Here is a 16,958-nt window from a genome sequence, read left to right as displayed (position 1 = left end):
TTTTCGATGTCAAATCAAGAACGTATAGAATTATTAGAGGTTTTTAAACTTAAAGAGCGATTTCAGCAAGATGAGTGGGAAGACCGTGAATATGAAATGCCCTCGGCAGAAATAATAGCCCTAATGGAACAAGAAGTGATTCGATTCACCGATTTCTTGATTTCACAACTACAGGCGGAAGTAGAAAATATTCAAACTAAGACTCAGCTTTATTTCAATGCCTGGGACAACGAAATCTTTGACCAAGAGCAAACCGAGTTTATTGTTGAAATGGAATACGAAGCTATGAGTATTGCAGGTGTGAACGGTGATAGGTTAATGATATAACTCTGCATAGTTATGAATACAATAAACATCTGTGGCACACTTTTGAAGTATGCCACAGATGCTGTTGTTTATCTCCAACCGCCACCGAGCGATTTATAAAGTCCAATAACCGCTGAATATTGGCGTTTTTTTAGATTAATCAATTCAATTTGCGATTGCAGAGCATTTTTTTGTGCGGTAATTACCTCTATATAAGTTGCTCTACCCGAACGAAATAATTCTGAAGAGTTATTGATTGACTGACGCAAAACATCTACTTCTTGTACTTTTAGGTCATACATTTCATTAGTATTTTGTATCAGATTCAAATGATTGTATACTTCCGTAAAACTATTCACAATTGTTTTCTGATAATTCGTATAAGCTGTTTTTTGTTCAGCCTTGGCGGCCATTAAATCAGAAATAATCTGACGACGATTGGCCAAAGGTGCTGTGAGGCCACCAAAGGTATTCATCGCAAAAGATGCTGGATTCAGAAATACTAAAGCTTTGAAAGCTTGTAGCCCCATTGCACCTGTTATATTGAGTGAAGGATAGAAAGCTGCTTTAGCTGTAAATAAATTGGCATTGGTAGCCAACAAATCGTATTCTGCTTGTTTGATATCTGGTCGATTTTCAAGTAATTTAGACGGAATGCCAGCAGTTAATTTGGGCGGAATTACATTTGCCCAAACGATTTTTGCTCTACTTATATTCTGTGGATAACGCCCCACCAAGAAATTAATTTTACTTTCAGCTTCAATGATTTCTTGCTTTACTTCTATTTTCATAGCTTTCGAGCTTAGCAACTGAGCATTAAGTAAATCAACACCTAACTGGTTACCCTGACCAGATTGCTTCAAAATACGGGTTAATTCGACGGCACGTTCCTGTAATATGATATTTTCTTCCAAAAAATCTAATTCATTATCAAGAATCAATAGCTCGTAATAAGCTGATGCGATTTGTGCAACCAACTCGCTCACGACTAAATTCCTCCCTGCTTCCGATGCCAATAAACGAGCCGCTGCTGACGATTTTTGAGATTTAAGTTTTCCCCACAAATCAATCTCCCAAGATGATTGTATCCCTAAATAATAATCTGGAATAATGGGGTCTGGAATACGCTGTTTCTCATTAATATTAGTCGAAAACTGAGTATCATAATTACCCACACCGTCTATGGTGTAATTCCCAAATTTTCTTTGACCTATCGCAAAGTTTCCAGCTAAATCTGGCTTTCCCAAACCTTTTGTTAGACGTACACCCGCTCGTGCAATTTCGATTTTTTGAAGGGTCATCTGTAAATCGAAATTATTATTTAAAGCTGTATCAATTAAAGCTATAAGAATCGAGTCCTTGAAGAATTGTCGGGCCATTGGAATACTCGACTGAATACTATCCACACGTGTAGTAAACTTATTGGGCATTACCAAAAGTGGTTTATTCTGTGGAATTTCTTGCTTAACCTTACAGCTTGAAATCAATACAACTATGGTTATTAGATATATAATTTTATGCTTTAACATATGCTTCTTTTAATTGTCCTTTGGAATTTTTTTGGGGTTTCCGCTCGCTTAGTTTAGCAAAAATCACATACAAGCCCGGAATAATTACTACCCCGAAAACTGTACCGAAAATCATACCACCTGCGGCGGCTGTACCAATGGTTTTATTTCCGATTGCTCCTGCTCCCGATGCCATCATAAGCGGAATTAAGCCAGCTACAAAGGCAAATGAAGTCATAAGAATTGGGCGAAAACGTGCTACTGCTCCACCTACTGCCGCTTCGAGAATCGTTTTTCCTTGCTTTCTTTGAAGTACTGCAAATTCTATAATTAAAATGGCATTTTTACCCAATAATCCAATGAGCATGACCATCGCTACTTGGGCATAAATATTATTTTCTAAACCAAACAAATACAAGAAAAGCAACGAGCCAAAAATGCCAACAGGCAATGAAAGAATTACTGGCAACGGTAACATGAAACTTTCGTATTGAGCTGAAAGAAGTAGATAAACAAAAATCAAACAAATAATAAAAATATAGATAACTTGGTCGCCTGAAAGTACTTCTTCTCGGGTCATACCTGACCATTCATAAGTGTAGCCACGGGGCAACTCAGTTTTAGCAACTTCTTCAATGGCCTTGATGGCATCACCCGAGCTATACCCATCTGCTGCTTCACCATTGAGCATGGCCGATACATACATATTATAGCGGGTAAGTTGTTCTGGTCCATAGACACGTTCGATGCGACTAAAAATTGCATACGGCACCATCTCGCCTTTTTTATTCTTAATACGCAAATTCATGATATCCTCTGGTAAAGCACGATATTTAGGGTCGGCCTGAATCATTACTTTATACATCTGACCAAATAATATAAAGTTTGTAGCATAATAACTACCAATGAGCGATTGTAGATTACTCATAGCTGCATCAACCGAAATACCTTTTTTAGCTGCCATATCTTGGTCGACGTGAATCATGTATTGCGGGAAGTTCGGATTGAAACTTGAGAAGGCATCTTTAATTTCAGGACGACGCTTCAATGCTCCAATGAATTTTTCCGCTACTTCGGCTGTCTTTTGTAAATTCCCCGAACCAGTCTTGTCTAATAAACGAACCTCAAAACCGCTGGCATTTCCAAAACCTGGTAAGGCTGGTGGTGGGAAAAACTGTATTTCTGCTCCTTTGATATGCTTAGTTTTTTCTATCAGTTGAGCAATAATATCATCTGCCGTAGCTTTTCTCGCATCCCAAGGTTTAAGGTTGATAGTACTCATACCAAACGATGCTCCTACCCCATCGGTCATCATACTAAAACCCGAAAGACTTGAAATAGACTCTACTTCTGGAATTGTCTTTGATATTCTATCAATTTCATTCATTATTTCTTCCGTACGCTCGAGTGTGGCACCTACGGGGGTAGTAATATTGGCATATATAGTACCTTGGTCTTCGGTTGGAATAAAACTCGTTGGTAGTACGCTTCCTACTCCCCAGGTAGCCACACAAAAGGCTGCTAAAACCCCAAAAGTAACTACTCGACGATTAGCAATGAGTCGTAATAAACTACCATAACGCTCCGAAAGGCGGTCGTATGCTTGATTGAATTTTTTAAAAAAACGAGTAAGGAAATTATCTTTATGCCCTTCAGCATGCACATTTTTGAGCATTAAGGCACACAAAGCAGGCGTAAGTGTAAGGGCATTTACCCCCGAAATAACGATAGAAATGGCCATTGTGACGGAAAACTGTCGATAAAATACACCAACAGGCCCAGATAAAAATGCAACTGGAACAAATACTGCTGACATCACCAATGTGATAGCGATAATCGCCCCACTAATTTCATCCATCGACTCAATGGTGGCTTCACGAGGGCCAATGTGTTTTTCTTCCATCTTGGCATGGACAGCCTCGACCACAACAATAGCATTATCAACCACAATACCAATGGCTAAAACTAAGGCAAAAAGTGTAAGTAAGTTGATAGAAAAACCAAACAATTGCATGAAGGCAAAAGTACCGACCAACGAAACAGGTACGGCTAATACTGGAATGAGTGTCGAGCGGAAATCTTGTAAAAATAAAAATACCACAATAGCCACCAAAATAAAGGCCTCGATGAGGGTTTTAATTACTTCATGAATAGAGGCATCTAAGAACCTCGATACATCATAGCTGATTGTATATTTCATTCCCGGTGGGAAAGTTGTTTCTTTCAAGAAATCTAAACGATTCTTGATATTCTGAATAACTTCACTAGCATTTGAGCCTGGTCGCTGCTTCAATACTATAGCTGCTGATGGCTTGCCATTTTCTTTCGAAAGTACATCGTAATCTAAAGAGCCAAATTCTAAATCAGCGACATCTTTCAAACGGAGCATTTCACCGCTATCGGTTACCTTAATAACCACATTTTCGTATTGCTCCTTGGTAGTCATTTTACCAGTATAACGCAATACATACTGTAAAGACTGTGGTTGGCGGCCCGAACTTTCACCTACTTTTCCTGGTGCAGCTTCAACGTTTTGAGCCTTTAGAGCAGTAATAATATCTTCGGCCGAAATCTCGTAGGCATCCATTCTGGCGGGTTTAAGCCAAACACGCATAGCATACTCACGTGAACCCATAATGTCAACAAACCCTACCCCATCAATACGCTTTAATTCGGCAAGAACGTTAATATCGGCGAAGTTATAAATAAATTTTTCATCAAGTGTTGTATCATCACTAATCAAGTTTATGTACATCAACATACTATTCACTTCTTTTTCGGTCGAAACCCCCGCTTTGATTACTTCTTCTGGAAGTTCATCAAGTACAGTTGTCACACGGTTTTGCACGTTTACTGCTGCTACATCGGGGTCGGTTCCTACTTCAAAATAAACTTGTATAATACTCGTACCATCATTACCAGAAACCGAGGTCATGTAGGTCATTCCTGGCACACCATTAATCGCACGCTCAAGGGGAGTAACTACGGCTTTAGCACAAACTTCGGCATTGGCTCCAGTATACTTTGTAATTACAGAAACTGCTGGCGGAGCAATGTCAGGATACTGCGTAATTGGTAGGCCTGTCATGGCCAATACGCCCATCAAGACAATAAAAATTGATATAACCAGTGAAAGTACTGGTCGATTTATGAAATTTGTAAACATATTTAAGGTGGAATTATTCGGGTGAGTTCACATACGTTAGTTCTTTAGAAATCTCGTCCATATCAATAAACTGAGGTTTCACTGTCATACCATCTTTCACATTTTGGATACCCTCGTAAATAATCTTATCGCCTTTATCAAGACCTGATTCAACGATATAGTAGTGTGGCATTCGATGCTTCGAAATAATTGGCTTTGATTTTACTTGATTTTTAGCATCAATCACATACACATACATTCGGTCTTGAATTTCGAAAGTTGCTTTTTGTGGAATAATCATGGCATTTTTATACTTTTTCAGTAAGCGAATCTTGCCACTCGCTCCGTGTTTAAGTACTTTTTCTGGATTACTAAATCTCGCTCTGAAAGCAATATTACCTGTACTTGGCTCTATTTCACCTTCAGTTGTTTCGATTTTTCCTTTGAAAGGATGCTCTTCTCCATTAGCCAAAATCAAGGTTACATTACTCGAATTATGTGCATTTTCCTTGAAATTGGTCAAATAGTTAAGATATTCTTTCTCTGAAACATCGAAATAGGCAAAAACTTCATCGTTTTTCGAAATGCTAGTCAGAAGTGTTCCATCTTCTATCAACGAACCCGTTTTATTTGGAATACGATTAACGATTCCACTAAATGGTGCTCGAATTTGCGTATAAGTAATCTGAATTTTAGAAAATGACTCATTGGCTTTGGCTTCTTCAACTTTTGCTTTCATCATTTCTACTTTATTTTTAGCCGCTTCAAGCTCAGTATTTGATACTACGTTTTTCTCTACCAAACGTTTCACATTACTCAAATCTATCTCGGCGGCTCTTAGCTCCGTAATAGCACTTTTTGTGATAGCCGATGCCTTTATTACTTCCTCGCTTAATTCGGGGTTATGAATACTAAAGAGAAGTTGTCCTTGCTTCACATACTTACCTTCATCAATATAAATTTTATCAAGATAGCCTTTTACTCTGGCTCTAATTTCAACATTCTGAACGGCATTGATTTCGGCTACATAATCAGTATGTAATGTCGTATCAACTACCATTGGCGAGGTTACCGGAAAATAATCGACGGTTTGCTTTTTCTGCTCCTCTTTGTTAGCACAAGACGATACAATAATTACCGTACAAATACCTAATAGTGCGTGTTTCGTTTTCATTCTTTGGTCAATTGTAAAGCTTAGAAAATCAATGAGTTATAATGGAATTAAAACATTTTAATCTGACTTACAAAGTTTTCTTCGAAAGTCAAATTTCTTTATTGGAATCGTACAAAAATAAACATACAACCAAATAACATTTGGTCATTTTTTATTTTCACAAAATAATAGGAAGTAAAATTTGAAAGTAGTTATATATACTTAGGAGGTGGTGTGTGTAAGCCTAAGTATATCTTATAAGTATTTTGAAGGTATGAAAAGTCGTTATTGATAAAAGCAAAGTTATTGAAACTAAAATCTGTGATTCGTTCAATAAAGTTATCATTTATTTGCTCGAATCCTGAATCGAAGGGTAAATCTGAAATTCCTCCATCATCAACTAATTCGATATCCGTGTCTGATGAACAAATGCCATCTTTCGCCGACATATCACACAACACAGCATAACTACTCGTCAGTAGAGTAAGCAGAAGCATTAGAAAGTATGTTGATGAAAGAATTTGTTTTCTCACAAGATGTTCGATAAATATTTGTTTTAGCAAATATAACTTAAACAAGTCATAGTATCGAATTGTTCGATTTGAGAAGGATACCAATAGAGGCTTTTTGTAGATGAAATTACTAATAAAATGGCTTAAATCAAGCTATAAACGCAATTTAGGCAAGAAATTAGAATTTAATTAGATTTTAAAAATTCTCCATTCTTGCCTAATATATTTTATCACTTTTTAATGATTTTGGTTTAGCCAAAAATTTCGTTTAATAAACCAGCTAGTCTTATTCCACCCTTCAAGAGTTGTTGATTGAGGGTATCTATATTATCAAAATTATAGCGAAAGGTTAATCTTGGTTCTGGTTGCTTAATATCGGCATAGAGTTTATTAGCAATCTGATACGACTCAAAGAACCACTGAGTCATCGGTTGTTTTTGCCACTCACGACGCTGCTCTTTTGAAGCATGGTTGATGCTTGTAGCATACTCAGTATAGCTGAGTTTCTGAAATTCGATGATTTTATCATCCCACAAGGCGTGTAAGTTGGTAGCATCAGAAAACCAAAAAGCTTTGATTCTATTGCCGCCCAAATCTTCAGCACGACTTACGTGCATGGGTTGATGAATATCGCCCGCAATGTGAATCAATAAGCGTAAATACATTCGTTTTTGCTCAATTGATAGTTCTTTTTTCTTTAATTCTCCAATCAAAAAATTAAGTTTTGTGTAAGCATCTGTGCCTTTATCGTTATTCAAATAATTTGTAAACTCGGTATTATTTAAACCTGCTTTGATGTTAATATAATGCCAAGAATCTAAATATTTATAGGAAGTATCTGACTTGATAAAATCAGCCCAATTGCTCGAAATGGCAACTGATTCAGTACCTAATATTTTACGAATATTACGTTTGGCCTTACCAGAAAGATAAGAATTAGCTATTTGTCCTACTACTCGATGCCCCGTTGGCCCCCAAGCAAAAGTTTGTAGAGATATGGCAAGTAAAAGAAGTAGTATAGATGTTTTTTTAAGCATTATTTTAATGGTTTGTTTAAAATTAGGTGCAAATTAAAGAATAAACCACGGACTTTCACCGAGATTTTGACTACTGTAGTACAAAGTTTAGATAAAATTTATACTATTACTCGCCAAATAATGGTGAAACCCGTGGTTAGCAATATAAGGGGAAGGTTTATTTTTTCTTCAATACTTTCATCGCAACTGGATCCCAGTGCACAATTTTATTTTCGAAATAGCTCAAATTACAAGCTAAAGCTGGAGCCGCTGCACGGAAACCAAATACAGGGTCTTGGGCTGTTTCTTGACTTCCTTTACGCACATTATCAAAGAAATTTCTGAAATGTTGTGCGTGTGGGTCATCTTCTTTTGGGGTTTCGTATTTAATTTCTTCAACTGGTGGTGCTACACGGTCAGACTCGGCATATTTTGCATCGTATTCTTTCTTATATTCTGCTTGCATTTCATTCGAGAAAGTAGCATAACTTTCGCCAGAACCATAACCCGGAGCTTTTGGAAGTTTACGCTTAGTAAGTGTAAGCCCTTGAGCATTCCATAAAATTTCACCCTCAGTTCCTACAATACGTGTCACGTTTTTAATAGAACCTGCATTGGCAAAGTTTACACGCAATACTGCTTGGAATTTGGTGTGTTTTTCAGTCTGTGGATAATCTAATACCGTTACCATTACATCTGGCACATCACGACCATCTTTCCAGTAGCTCAATTCTCCTGAAGCAAATATTCTTTCTGGACCAATGGCTCCAGTTGCAAAGTGCATACCCGTAATAAGATGCACGAATAAATCGCCTGCTACCCCAGTACCATAATCACGATAATTTCTCCAACGGAAGAAGCGAGTTGCATCAAATGGACGTTTTGGAGCATCTCCTAAAAAAGTATCCCAATCAATCGTTTTTGGCGAAGCATCTGGTGGAATCGAATAAGTCCAAGCACCTAATGCACTATAGCGGTCATAAGTAGCTTCAATAAAGTTCAGTTCACCAATCGCTCCAGTTTTCATCAATCTGCGAGCCTCAGCGTAAGCCGCTCCACTACTTGGCTGACTTCCTACTTGTACAGTTTTACCTGTTTTACGCCAAGTATCAATCATTGCATGGCCTTCATCAATGTGTTGAACCATTGGCTTTTGGCAATAAACATTCTTACCTGCCTTCATGGCTGCAATACTAATGTGGTCGTGCCAGTGGTCTGGTGTAGCCACAATTACAGCATCAATATCTTTTCTATCTAAAATTTCACGGTAATCACGCGTAGTGAAAAGGTCTTTATTGAATGCCTCTTTTGCATGTGTCAATCGACCATCGTATAAATCGGCGACCGCCACAAACTCTACATCAGGGTTTCTCAAAGCAGCACGAGTATCTCCATGGCCTTGAATACCAAATCCGATGGTTGCAAAACGCAGTTTGTCATTCGGACTAACTTTTTTTAGGTCTTTGATGATGTTGAAAGGCTTCGCAAAAGAATCGGTAGCGAATAAAGCAGAAGCCATTCCGACGCTCTTGATAAATTTTCTACGTGTTGATTGCATGATATGTTTAGGATTGAATGTTTAGGCAATATTTAGTATTGCTTGTGATTGTTTTGTCGAGTTGAATTTAGTACAGAAAAGGCTTTCTTCCACGATTTTAAGAATTTTATTTTAAATTTTTTTAATAAGCCTCAAATCTTCGACCACCAAGCCATATTTATCGACTTCACACACCTCTTTTCCGTGAGAGCACAGGAGAGTAAAAAGCCTACTGAAGTCTTACATTTGTCATATTAATGATGGCATAATTAATATTGTGCACAGACTTACATCTCTCATCTTACATTTACAATATGCGACGTTTCATTTACTCATCGCTACTCATTTTTTGCTTTATTTTCAATCAATCAAAGGCTCAAAGTCTACCTCCAAAAAAAGAATTATTACAGACTTTAAGGTCGGCCAATGCTTATTTCATGAACGAATGGCCTGATGTGGGCAAACCTATTTGGGCTCCTGACAAAACTCGCCCAAGTAATATCTGGACACGTGGCGTTTATTACGAAGGACTTATGGCTCTTTATAAAATTGATAAACAAGAAACTTATTATAATTACGCTGTTTCGTGGGGAGAAGCCCATAAATGGGGTTTGAGGAATGGCACGAAAACTCGCAATGGAGATGACCAATGCTGCGGACAAACTTATATTGATTTATATTTAATCGACCCAAAGCCTGAGCGAATAAAAGATATAAAAGCGTGTATTGATAATATGGTCAATAGCTCAAAAAAAGATGACTGGACTTGGATTGATGCCCTTCAAATGGCTATGCCTGTTTTCGCACAATTGGGTGTTTTGTATAAAGATGACCGCTATTTTGAGAAAATGTATGAAATGTATATGCACACCAAAACAGTTGAAGGTGCTAATGGCCTATATAATCCTACCGAAAAACTTTGGTATCGTGATAAAGATTTCGACCCTCCTTATACCACACCTGCGGGTAAAAGTTGCTATTGGTCGCGTGGAGATGGTTGGGTGATAGCTGCCTTAGTGCGTGTACTTGATATAATGCCTAGAAATGCACCCCACCGTGCAGAATACGAAAAAACTTTTCTAGAAATGATGCAGGCACTGCCTCCTCTTCAACGTAAGGATGGCCTTTGGAATGTAAGCCTCATGGACGAAACCGATTTTGGGGGCAAAGAACTCACAGGTACGGCTCTTTTTACCTACGGAATGGCTTGGGGGGTTAATAAAGGTTTATTAAACAAGAAAAAATATACACCAATCATTGCTAAAGCCATGAATGCCATGATAAAAGATTGTGTGCATACCAATGGATTCTTGGGTTATGTACAAGGAACAGGCAAAGAACCTAAAGATGGACAACCGCTTTCTTATGATAAAGTGCCCAATTTTACCGATTTTGGTGTCGGTTGTTTCTTATTGGCAGGCACTGAGGTTTATAAAATGAAATAAAGACAGTAAATTACCCATTGAAATGCGTAACAGGGGAAACAAAAGATAAAATTCTCATAGCGTTTTCCGACTTCATGTCGGGAAATAAACGAATTCATTCCTTTATTCCATTAGACAGCGAATTTATTCGCTAACTAATAATATTAATCAATGAAAGAGTAAAATACAGAAAAATGCTCAACAAAACCCTATTCAAAACATCGGCAATCATCCTTCTCGGAAGTACGTTTGCCATGGCACAACCTAAATGGAAACCAATTACCCAACAAACCAAACCTTGGACACGTTGGTGGTGGGAAGGTAATGCCGTAAACCCTAAAGACCTCACCTACAATATGGAAGCTTACCAAAAAGTAGGCTTGGGTGGACTAGAAATTACACCTATTTATGGCGTAAAAGGTGCAGAAGCACAATTCATTGACTTTCTTTCTCCGAAATGGGTCGATATGTTTAAACATACCCTAAAAGAAGGCAGTCGCTTAGGTTTAGGTATCGACTTAGCCAATGCTTCTGGTTGGCCGTTTGGGGGTCGTTGGGTTACGCCAGAAGATGCTTGCAAGGCTGTTTTTCATAAAACTTATAGCTTAACAAAAGGGGAAACCTTAAATGAAAACATCACTTTCGTTCAACCTCCACTTTTACGCTATGTTTTACCAAAATCTACCGAAATCAGTGCATTGAAATATCCTATTTCGAAAAATGATAATTTGCAAGAATTGGCCATTGACCAAGTACGTTTCGAACGTCCTATTCCTTTACAAACACTCATGGCTTACTCAGATAAAGGAGAAGCATTGAATCTAACCGACAATGTAAATAAAGAAGGTAAACTCAACTGGCAGGCCCCTCCTGGAAATTGGATGCTTTATGCTGTTTTTCAGGGTTTTCATGGAAAAATGGTTGAACGTGCTGGCCCGGGTGGCGAAGGCGATGTAATTGACCACTTCTCTGATAAAGCCATCAAAAATTATCTTTCAGCATTTGATAAAGCATTTGCCGAAACTGATGTTTCGAGTATGCGTGCTTTTTTCAATGATTCTTATGAAGTTGATGATGCACGTGGGCAATCTGACTGGACAGATAATCTTTTCGATGAGTTTAAAAATCGTCGAGGTTATGAATTACGCAATTATTTACCCAACCTTTTCAGCAAAGAAAATACCGACCTAAATCGTAGGGTTTTATTCGATTACCGAACGACCATAGGTGATTTAATTCTAGAAAAATATACTTCTGAATGGGCAAAATGGGCTCATAGTCGAGGAAAAATTGTGAGAAACCAAGCTCATGGCTCACCAGCAAATACCTTAGATTTATATAGTGTAGTTGATATTCCCGAAATTGAAGGTACTGACCTGCTCCGCATAAAATTTGCATCATCAGCTGCCAACGTGATGGGTAAAAAATTGGCATCTTCTGAGTCTGCCACTTGGGAAAATGAACATTTCTTATCGAATCTAGCCGATGTAAAGCGTGCTTTAGATTTATTTATGGTGGGTGGAATTAATCATATTTTTTACCACGGCACTAGTTATTCGCCAAAAGATGCTCAATATCCAGGGTGGTTGTTTTATGCTGCCGTGCACTTCATGCCTAATAACCCTTTCTGGAAAGATTTTGGTACGCTCAATAATTATGTAGCTCGCTGCCAAAGCTTCTTACAAAATAGTAAAGGTAATAATGATATATTATTCTATTTCCCAATTACTGACCGCCTGACAGAACATTCACCTAAAGGTCTTTTAGAACACTTTGATGGCGTTACGCCAGAATTTAATGGAACTGATTTTAAAGAAGTAGGGCAAAAACTACTTGACCGTGGATATGGATTTGACTTTATTTCTGACCGTCAGATTTTAAATCTACAAGCACAAAATCAACAAATTCTCACGGGAGGAATTAAATACAAAACCATTTTAATGGCTGAAAGTGAGCAAATCCCCCTTGAAACATTTGAAAAGTTAGTTTCGTTGGCTAAAGAAGGAGCTACCATCATTTTTCACAAAAAATTACCTGTCGATGTGCCAGGTTTAGGTAATCTTGCTCAGCGTCAAACCAAATTCAAAGCCTTGCTTTCTGAAATGAACTTTGTAGAAAATTCGGCAAATTTCAAGCAAGCATCTGTTGGCAAAGGAACAATTTTGGTAGGCGAAAACTTAGATGCCATGATGAATACCGCCAAAATTTGGCGTGAAACCATGATTGATGAAGGACTTCAGTTTGTCAGAAAAACCTATGATAAAGGATATTATTATTTTATCAACAACAAAACCAACAAAGCATTTGATGGTTGGGTAAAACTAACTGTTTCTGCAAAATCGGCAGCTTTATATAATCCGATGACGGGGGCCTTGGGCATGGCAAAATACAATGCAACAACCAATGAAATTTACCTGCAATTAGCGGCGGGAGAATCCTGCATTATCGAAACCTACAATACGCCTGTTCAAAGCAGCAATTTTGCTTATTACAAGTCGGCGGCTGAACCACAAGAACTCAAAGGTACTTGGAAGCTTAGTTTCTTGGAGGGAGGGCCAACATTACCCAAAACTATCGAAATACAATCGCTTGGTTCTTGGACAAAGTTAGATGGAGACGCTTACAAAAACTTTTCAGGCACTGCTGCTTATACACTTGATTTCTCCAAACCAAGTAGTACAAATATAACCGCTGGTTATTGGCTTGATTTAGGTAAAGTAGCCGAAAGTGCAAGTGTAATATTAAATGGGCAAAATTTAGGTACTTTAATTGGCCCAAGCTATAAAGTTTTTGTACCGAAAACTCTTTTTAAAGAACAAAATACATTAACGGTACAAGTTTCAAATTCAATGGCTAATCGTGTAATTGCTATTGAAAAAGAAGGACAAGTATGGCAAAAGTTTTATAATATCAATATTTCGGCGAGGTTACGTCCAAATTTAGGTAAAAACGGTTATTTAACTACACTCAATTGGCAACCACGTGATTCTGGCCTACTCGATAAAGTAACGCTAATAGCCGTTGAGAAGAAATAATCATTATTTTTAAAATTGCTGTTCTATCATTTACGTAGGTATTTACAATTATACCTTCATTTTCTTCGTTTATCTCTAAATTTTTCTAATTTTGGCGTAAATCCAATCGGTATCGGTATGAAAATATTAGTAATAGAAGACGAAGCCAAGACCTTGCAATTAATCAAACAAGGTCTTGAAGAGCAACAATGGGAAGTTGATGTGGCATACGATGGATTGATTGGTCTACAACTCGCAACTCGCACAAATTACACCATTATCATTTCAGATATTATCTTGCCCGGTATCAGTGGTCTTGAACTTTGTAAGCAACTTCGCACCAAAGGCGTTGCATCACCTATTTTACTGTTAACTGCACTAGGTACAACAGATGATAAAATTGTTGGCCTCGATGCTGGTGCTGATGATTATTTGGTTAAACCTTTCGAATTTAGGGAGTTACTTGCACGAATTCGTGCCTTAACTCGCCGTAATACTGGAAGCGTTCAAACTGCCAATCTTTTAAAATTTGCCGACCTCGAAATGGACTTAGATTCTAAAACTGTAAGTCGCAGCGACAAGCCAATTGTACTTACGGCCAAAGAGTTTGCTTTACTTGAATACTTCATCAAGCACCAAGGAAGAGTGATTTCGAAAGTAGAATTAGCTGAAAAAATATGGGATGTAACCTTCGATACAGGCACCAATGTGATTGAAGTTTATGTGAATTTTCTTCGCAAGAAAATCGACAAAGATTTCGAACCAAAACTTCTTCACACGCACATAGGTATGGGTTATGTATTGAAGAAACCATGAAACTAGATATAAACTATTTCTAAAATAGCATTTTCTCGATGATAAATATTCGCTCTCGACTCACCTATCAATTTATGGCAATTGTAACAGCCATTTTATTGTTTTTTTCGGTGGGTGTGTACTTTTTTAGTAAGCTTTATCTCGAAAAACGCTTTTTCAAACGCCTTCAAGATCGTGCCATCACAACCACAACACTACTCTTTGACCTTCAAACTGCCGATACGACTGTTTTGAAATTAGTAAACACAGCAGATAAAGAACTCCTAAGCGATGAGAGTATTTATGTCTATGATGAAAATCTAAAAAAGCTAGTTTTTGCAAGTCAAGAGCCATATAAAGGGTTATTTGAAGAACTTATTCCAAATATTCAAAAACAAAAAAATGCTACTTACCATTATGCTGGGTATTACCAAACCCTTGGTATTCAGCTCAAAAAAGGCACTGCAAGCTATTGGGTTATTGTAAGTGCCATCGACCAAAACGGTAAAGATGCCCTTGAAGATTTAAGAAAAATCTTAACCGTAATGATTTTAGTTGGTTTGCTTCTTTCGGGGTTATCAGGTTGGTTCTTTTCTGACAAGGCACTTTCTCCGATGTCAGGAATTATTGCCCAAGTAAATGAAATCTTTCCTGCCAATACCGAGAAAAGAGTCGAGCACCCCAATAAATCTGATGAAATTGGGCGATTAGTTGCCACTTTCAATCAATTGCTTGACCGCATCGAAGAAGCCCTCACGATGCAAAAGATGTTTATTGCCAATGTTTCGCACGAATTAAAAAACCCACTTACTAAAATCTATTCACAAATTGATATCACCTTATTGCAGAAACGTACACCAGAAATTTATGAAGAAAGCTTAAAATCGCTACAAGAAGATACACGAACGCTCACCCAGCTAACCAATACCCTACTGAATTTAGCTAGTACAGTAGTCAATGCTGAAGCCATTCAACGCACGCCTATTCGAATGGATGAACTCCTTTGGGATGCTAAAAGTCAGCTAAAAAAATGGCACGAAGATTATCAAATTAACATTGATTTTAGCGATTTTCCCGAAGAAGAAGAATCGCTCATGTTCAACGGCAATGAAGCTTCTCTCAAAGTAGCTTTCATGAATTTAATGGATAATGCCTGCAAATTCTCCGAAAGCCATAGTGTTTTTGTTAGTTTCTCGGCCAATACGCAAAGAATTATGATTTCATTTTTCAATCAAGGCCCTGTTATTCCAGCCACTGATTTACCCTACATTTTTCGCCCATTTTATAGAAGCAATGCCACCGCCAATTCCGTAAAAGGACACGGAGTTGGATTAGCTATTGTTGCCCAAATAACCAAACTTCACAACGGCTCCGTTGATGTAATTTCAAACCAAGAAGGCACAACCTTTACCTTAAGATTTGAGCGATAAAAATATTCAATTCATTTTTTAAGGTAAATTTAAAGTCGATTTAATTCGTCTTTAACCTTGACATTGTTGCTTTGTAACCATAAACTTTAATATCATAATTATTAAGCAAATGGAAACAACACAATCTAACAACAATGGCCTTTTGAAAGTTATCATCGGTGTAATGGCTGGCGTATTAGCTCTTTTAGGATATTTGTTCATGGGTGCAAGAAATGAAACCATCGAACTTCAAAAATCATTAACTTCGAAAGTTGAACAACTTTCTTCTACACAAATCAAACTTGATTCAATTTCTAAATCATTAGACCAAAAAATTCTTGAAGTACAAAGTTTAGGCGGAAGCGTAGCTGAGTTAGAAGCAGTAAAAGCTCAACTCGAAAACGATAAAAAGAAATTGAAGTCGGACCTCAACTTCTCAGTTCAGAAATACGAAGCCAAAATCAAAGATTACGAAAACTTCTTAGTCGCCAAAGATGATGATATTCGTAAATTGAAAGAAGAGAATGGTGTTTTAGTAGCTAAAAACCAAACACTTGAGACAGAAAAACAACAAGTTATTGTTGAAAATACTAGCTTAAAAACTGAAAAAGAAGCCCTTACAACTACATTGGCCGATGTAAATACTAAAAATACAGACCTTTCTCGTCAAGTAACTTTAGCTTCGGCAATGAAAGCGGTAAACGTACAAGTAGCTGCACTCTCTTCAAAAGGAAAAGAGCGTGATGGTGGCGAATATAAAGCCAGAAGAATCGACCAAATTAAGGTTTCATTCATCATGCCTTCAAATCCGATTGCGGCACAAAACAACAAAGATATTTTCGTTCGTGTGCTTGATGCAAACGGAGCTGTGGTTGAAAATGGTAACGGTGGTGTAACTCAAATCGATGGAAAGGAAATCGGTTATACATTCAAAAACAGTGTACCATTCGAAAACAATGACCAAAGAGTTGAATTAGTTTCTGGCAAAGTAGCCAACTTCACCAAAGGAAAATACACAGTAGAGCTTTACTCTGAAGGCTTTAAAATTGGTAAGGGAGGTTTTGAAGTAAAATAAGAAGTCCCATTTCAATTTAATATTGCAAAAGACGGTCTATGTCCACATGAACATATTCCGTCTT

12 protein-coding genes are annotated in these 16,958 nt (G+C 37.6%); 6 read left to right on the top strand and 6 right to left on the bottom strand.

All coding sequences use genetic code 11. The features are described 5' to 3' along the window. Window positions 1-6: 6 nt before the first annotated feature. On the top strand, window positions 7-327 hold the full coding sequence (locus EMTOL_RS10715; RefSeq protein ID WP_015029301.1) for a hypothetical protein: 321 nt from the start codon (window positions 7-9) through the stop codon (window positions 325-327). 68 nt (window positions 328-395) lie between these two features. Here the strand turns inward: EMTOL_RS10715 and EMTOL_RS10710 are convergent, their stop codons facing one another. The 6 genes from EMTOL_RS10710 to EMTOL_RS10685 all read right to left on the bottom strand — a co-directional run bounded on the left by EMTOL_RS10710 (window position 396) and on the right by EMTOL_RS10685 (window position 9,198). Next, a complete protein-coding gene (locus tag EMTOL_RS10710; RefSeq protein WP_015029300.1) occupies window positions 396-1,835 on the bottom strand; it encodes a TolC family protein in 1,440 nt (479 codons plus the stop codon). After that, window positions 1,822-4,980, bottom strand: coding sequence for an efflux RND transporter permease subunit (locus EMTOL_RS10705; RefSeq protein ID WP_015029299.1), 3,159 nt, complete (start codon window positions 4,978-4,980; stop codon window positions 1,822-1,824). Before EMTOL_RS10705 ends, EMTOL_RS10710 begins: the two co-directional genes overlap by 14 nt. A 13-nt stretch (window positions 4,981-4,993) precedes the next feature. Beyond that, window positions 4,994-6,133, bottom strand: coding sequence for an efflux RND transporter periplasmic adaptor subunit (locus EMTOL_RS10700; RefSeq protein ID WP_015029298.1), 1,140 nt, complete (start codon window positions 6,131-6,133; stop codon window positions 4,994-4,996). A 191-nt stretch (window positions 6,134-6,324) separates the two neighbouring features. Continuing rightward, window positions 6,325-6,609 carry a hypothetical protein gene (locus EMTOL_RS10695; protein ID WP_015029297.1) on the bottom strand — a complete coding sequence of 95 codons (285 nt, stop codon included), beginning with the start codon at window positions 6,607-6,609 and terminating at the stop codon, window positions 6,325-6,327. 266 nt (window positions 6,610-6,875) lie between these two features. Continuing rightward, window positions 6,876-7,661: a S1/P1 nuclease gene (locus EMTOL_RS10690; protein ID WP_015029296.1), complete on the bottom strand. Its 786-nt coding sequence runs from the start codon at window positions 7,659-7,661 to the stop codon at window positions 6,876-6,878. Between the two features lie 157 nt (window positions 7,662-7,818). Further along, window positions 7,819-9,198 carry a Gfo/Idh/MocA family protein gene (locus EMTOL_RS10685; RefSeq protein WP_015029295.1) on the bottom strand — a complete coding sequence of 460 codons (1,380 nt, stop codon included), beginning with the start codon at window positions 9,196-9,198 and terminating at the stop codon, window positions 7,819-7,821. A 293-nt stretch (window positions 9,199-9,491) separates the two neighbouring features. Between EMTOL_RS10685 and EMTOL_RS10680 the strand changes: the two genes are divergently transcribed. The 5 genes from EMTOL_RS10680 (at window position 9,492) to EMTOL_RS10660 (ending at window position 16,894) form a co-directional block, all read left to right on the top strand. Beyond that, window positions 9,492-10,622: a glycoside hydrolase family 88/105 protein gene (locus EMTOL_RS10680; RefSeq protein ID WP_015029294.1), complete on the top strand. Its 1,131-nt coding sequence runs from the start codon at window positions 9,492-9,494 to the stop codon at window positions 10,620-10,622. A gap of 173 nt (window positions 10,623-10,795) precedes the next feature. Beyond that, window positions 10,796-13,636 (top strand): glycosyl hydrolase, encoded by a 2,841-nt coding sequence (locus EMTOL_RS10675; RefSeq protein WP_015029293.1) that lies wholly within the window; start codon window positions 10,796-10,798, stop codon window positions 13,634-13,636. A 117-nt stretch (window positions 13,637-13,753) separates the two neighbouring features. Then, on the top strand, window positions 13,754-14,431 hold the full coding sequence (locus tag EMTOL_RS10670; RefSeq protein ID WP_041693521.1) for a response regulator transcription factor: 678 nt from the start codon (window positions 13,754-13,756) through the stop codon (window positions 14,429-14,431). Window positions 14,432-14,469: 38 nt separating this feature from the next. After that, window positions 14,470-15,840 carry a HAMP domain-containing sensor histidine kinase gene (locus tag EMTOL_RS10665; protein WP_015029291.1) on the top strand — a complete coding sequence of 457 codons (1,371 nt, stop codon included), beginning with the start codon at window positions 14,470-14,472 and terminating at the stop codon, window positions 15,838-15,840. Window positions 15,841-15,949: 109 nt separating this feature from the next. Next, the gene (locus EMTOL_RS10660) at window positions 15,950-16,894 is read left to right on the top strand and encodes a DUF8428 domain-containing protein (protein ID WP_015029290.1); all 945 of its coding nucleotides are present in this window, start codon (window positions 15,950-15,952) and stop codon (window positions 16,892-16,894) included. Window positions 16,895-16,958 lie beyond the last annotated feature (64 nt).

The organism is Emticicia oligotrophica DSM 17448 (assembly GCF_000263195.1).
GTDB classification, from domain to species: Bacteria; Bacteroidota; Bacteroidia; order Cytophagales; family Spirosomataceae; genus Emticicia; species Emticicia oligotrophica.
This window is presented reverse-complemented; position numbering and strand designations above follow the sequence as displayed.

Excerpts from the sequence above, each read along its gene's own strand:
- EMTOL_RS10705 (WP_015029299.1), bottom strand. The coding sequence starts at position 4,980 with ATGTTTACAAATTTCATAAATCGACCAGTACTTTCACTGGTTATATCA.
- EMTOL_RS10665 (WP_015029291.1), top strand. The coding sequence starts at position 14,470 with ATGATAAATATTCGCTCTCGACTCACCTATCAATTTATGGCAATTGTA.
- EMTOL_RS10660 (WP_015029290.1), top strand. The coding sequence starts at position 15,950 with ATGGAAACAACACAATCTAACAACAATGGCCTTTTGAAAGTTATCATC.
- EMTOL_RS10685 (WP_015029295.1), bottom strand. The coding sequence starts at position 9,198 with ATGCAATCAACACGTAGAAAATTTATCAAGAGCGTCGGAATGGCTTCT.
- EMTOL_RS10715 (WP_015029301.1), top strand. The coding sequence starts at position 7 with ATGTCAAATCAAGAACGTATAGAATTATTAGAGGTTTTTAAACTTAAA.
- EMTOL_RS10700 (WP_015029298.1), bottom strand. The coding sequence starts at position 6,133 with ATGAAAACGAAACACGCACTATTAGGTATTTGTACGGTAATTATTGTA.
- EMTOL_RS10680 (WP_015029294.1), top strand. The coding sequence starts at position 9,492 with ATGCGACGTTTCATTTACTCATCGCTACTCATTTTTTGCTTTATTTTC.
- EMTOL_RS10670 (WP_041693521.1), top strand. The coding sequence starts at position 13,754 with ATGAAAATATTAGTAATAGAAGACGAAGCCAAGACCTTGCAATTAATC.
- EMTOL_RS10675 (WP_015029293.1), top strand. The coding sequence starts at position 10,796 with ATGCTCAACAAAACCCTATTCAAAACATCGGCAATCATCCTTCTCGGA.
- EMTOL_RS10690 (WP_015029296.1), bottom strand. The coding sequence starts at position 7,661 with ATGCTTAAAAAAACATCTATACTACTTCTTTTACTTGCCATATCTCTA.
- EMTOL_RS10695 (WP_015029297.1), bottom strand. The coding sequence starts at position 6,609 with ATGCTTCTGCTTACTCTACTGACGAGTAGTTATGCTGTGTTGTGTGAT.
- EMTOL_RS10710 (WP_015029300.1), bottom strand. The coding sequence starts at position 1,835 with ATGTTAAAGCATAAAATTATATATCTAATAACCATAGTTGTATTGATT.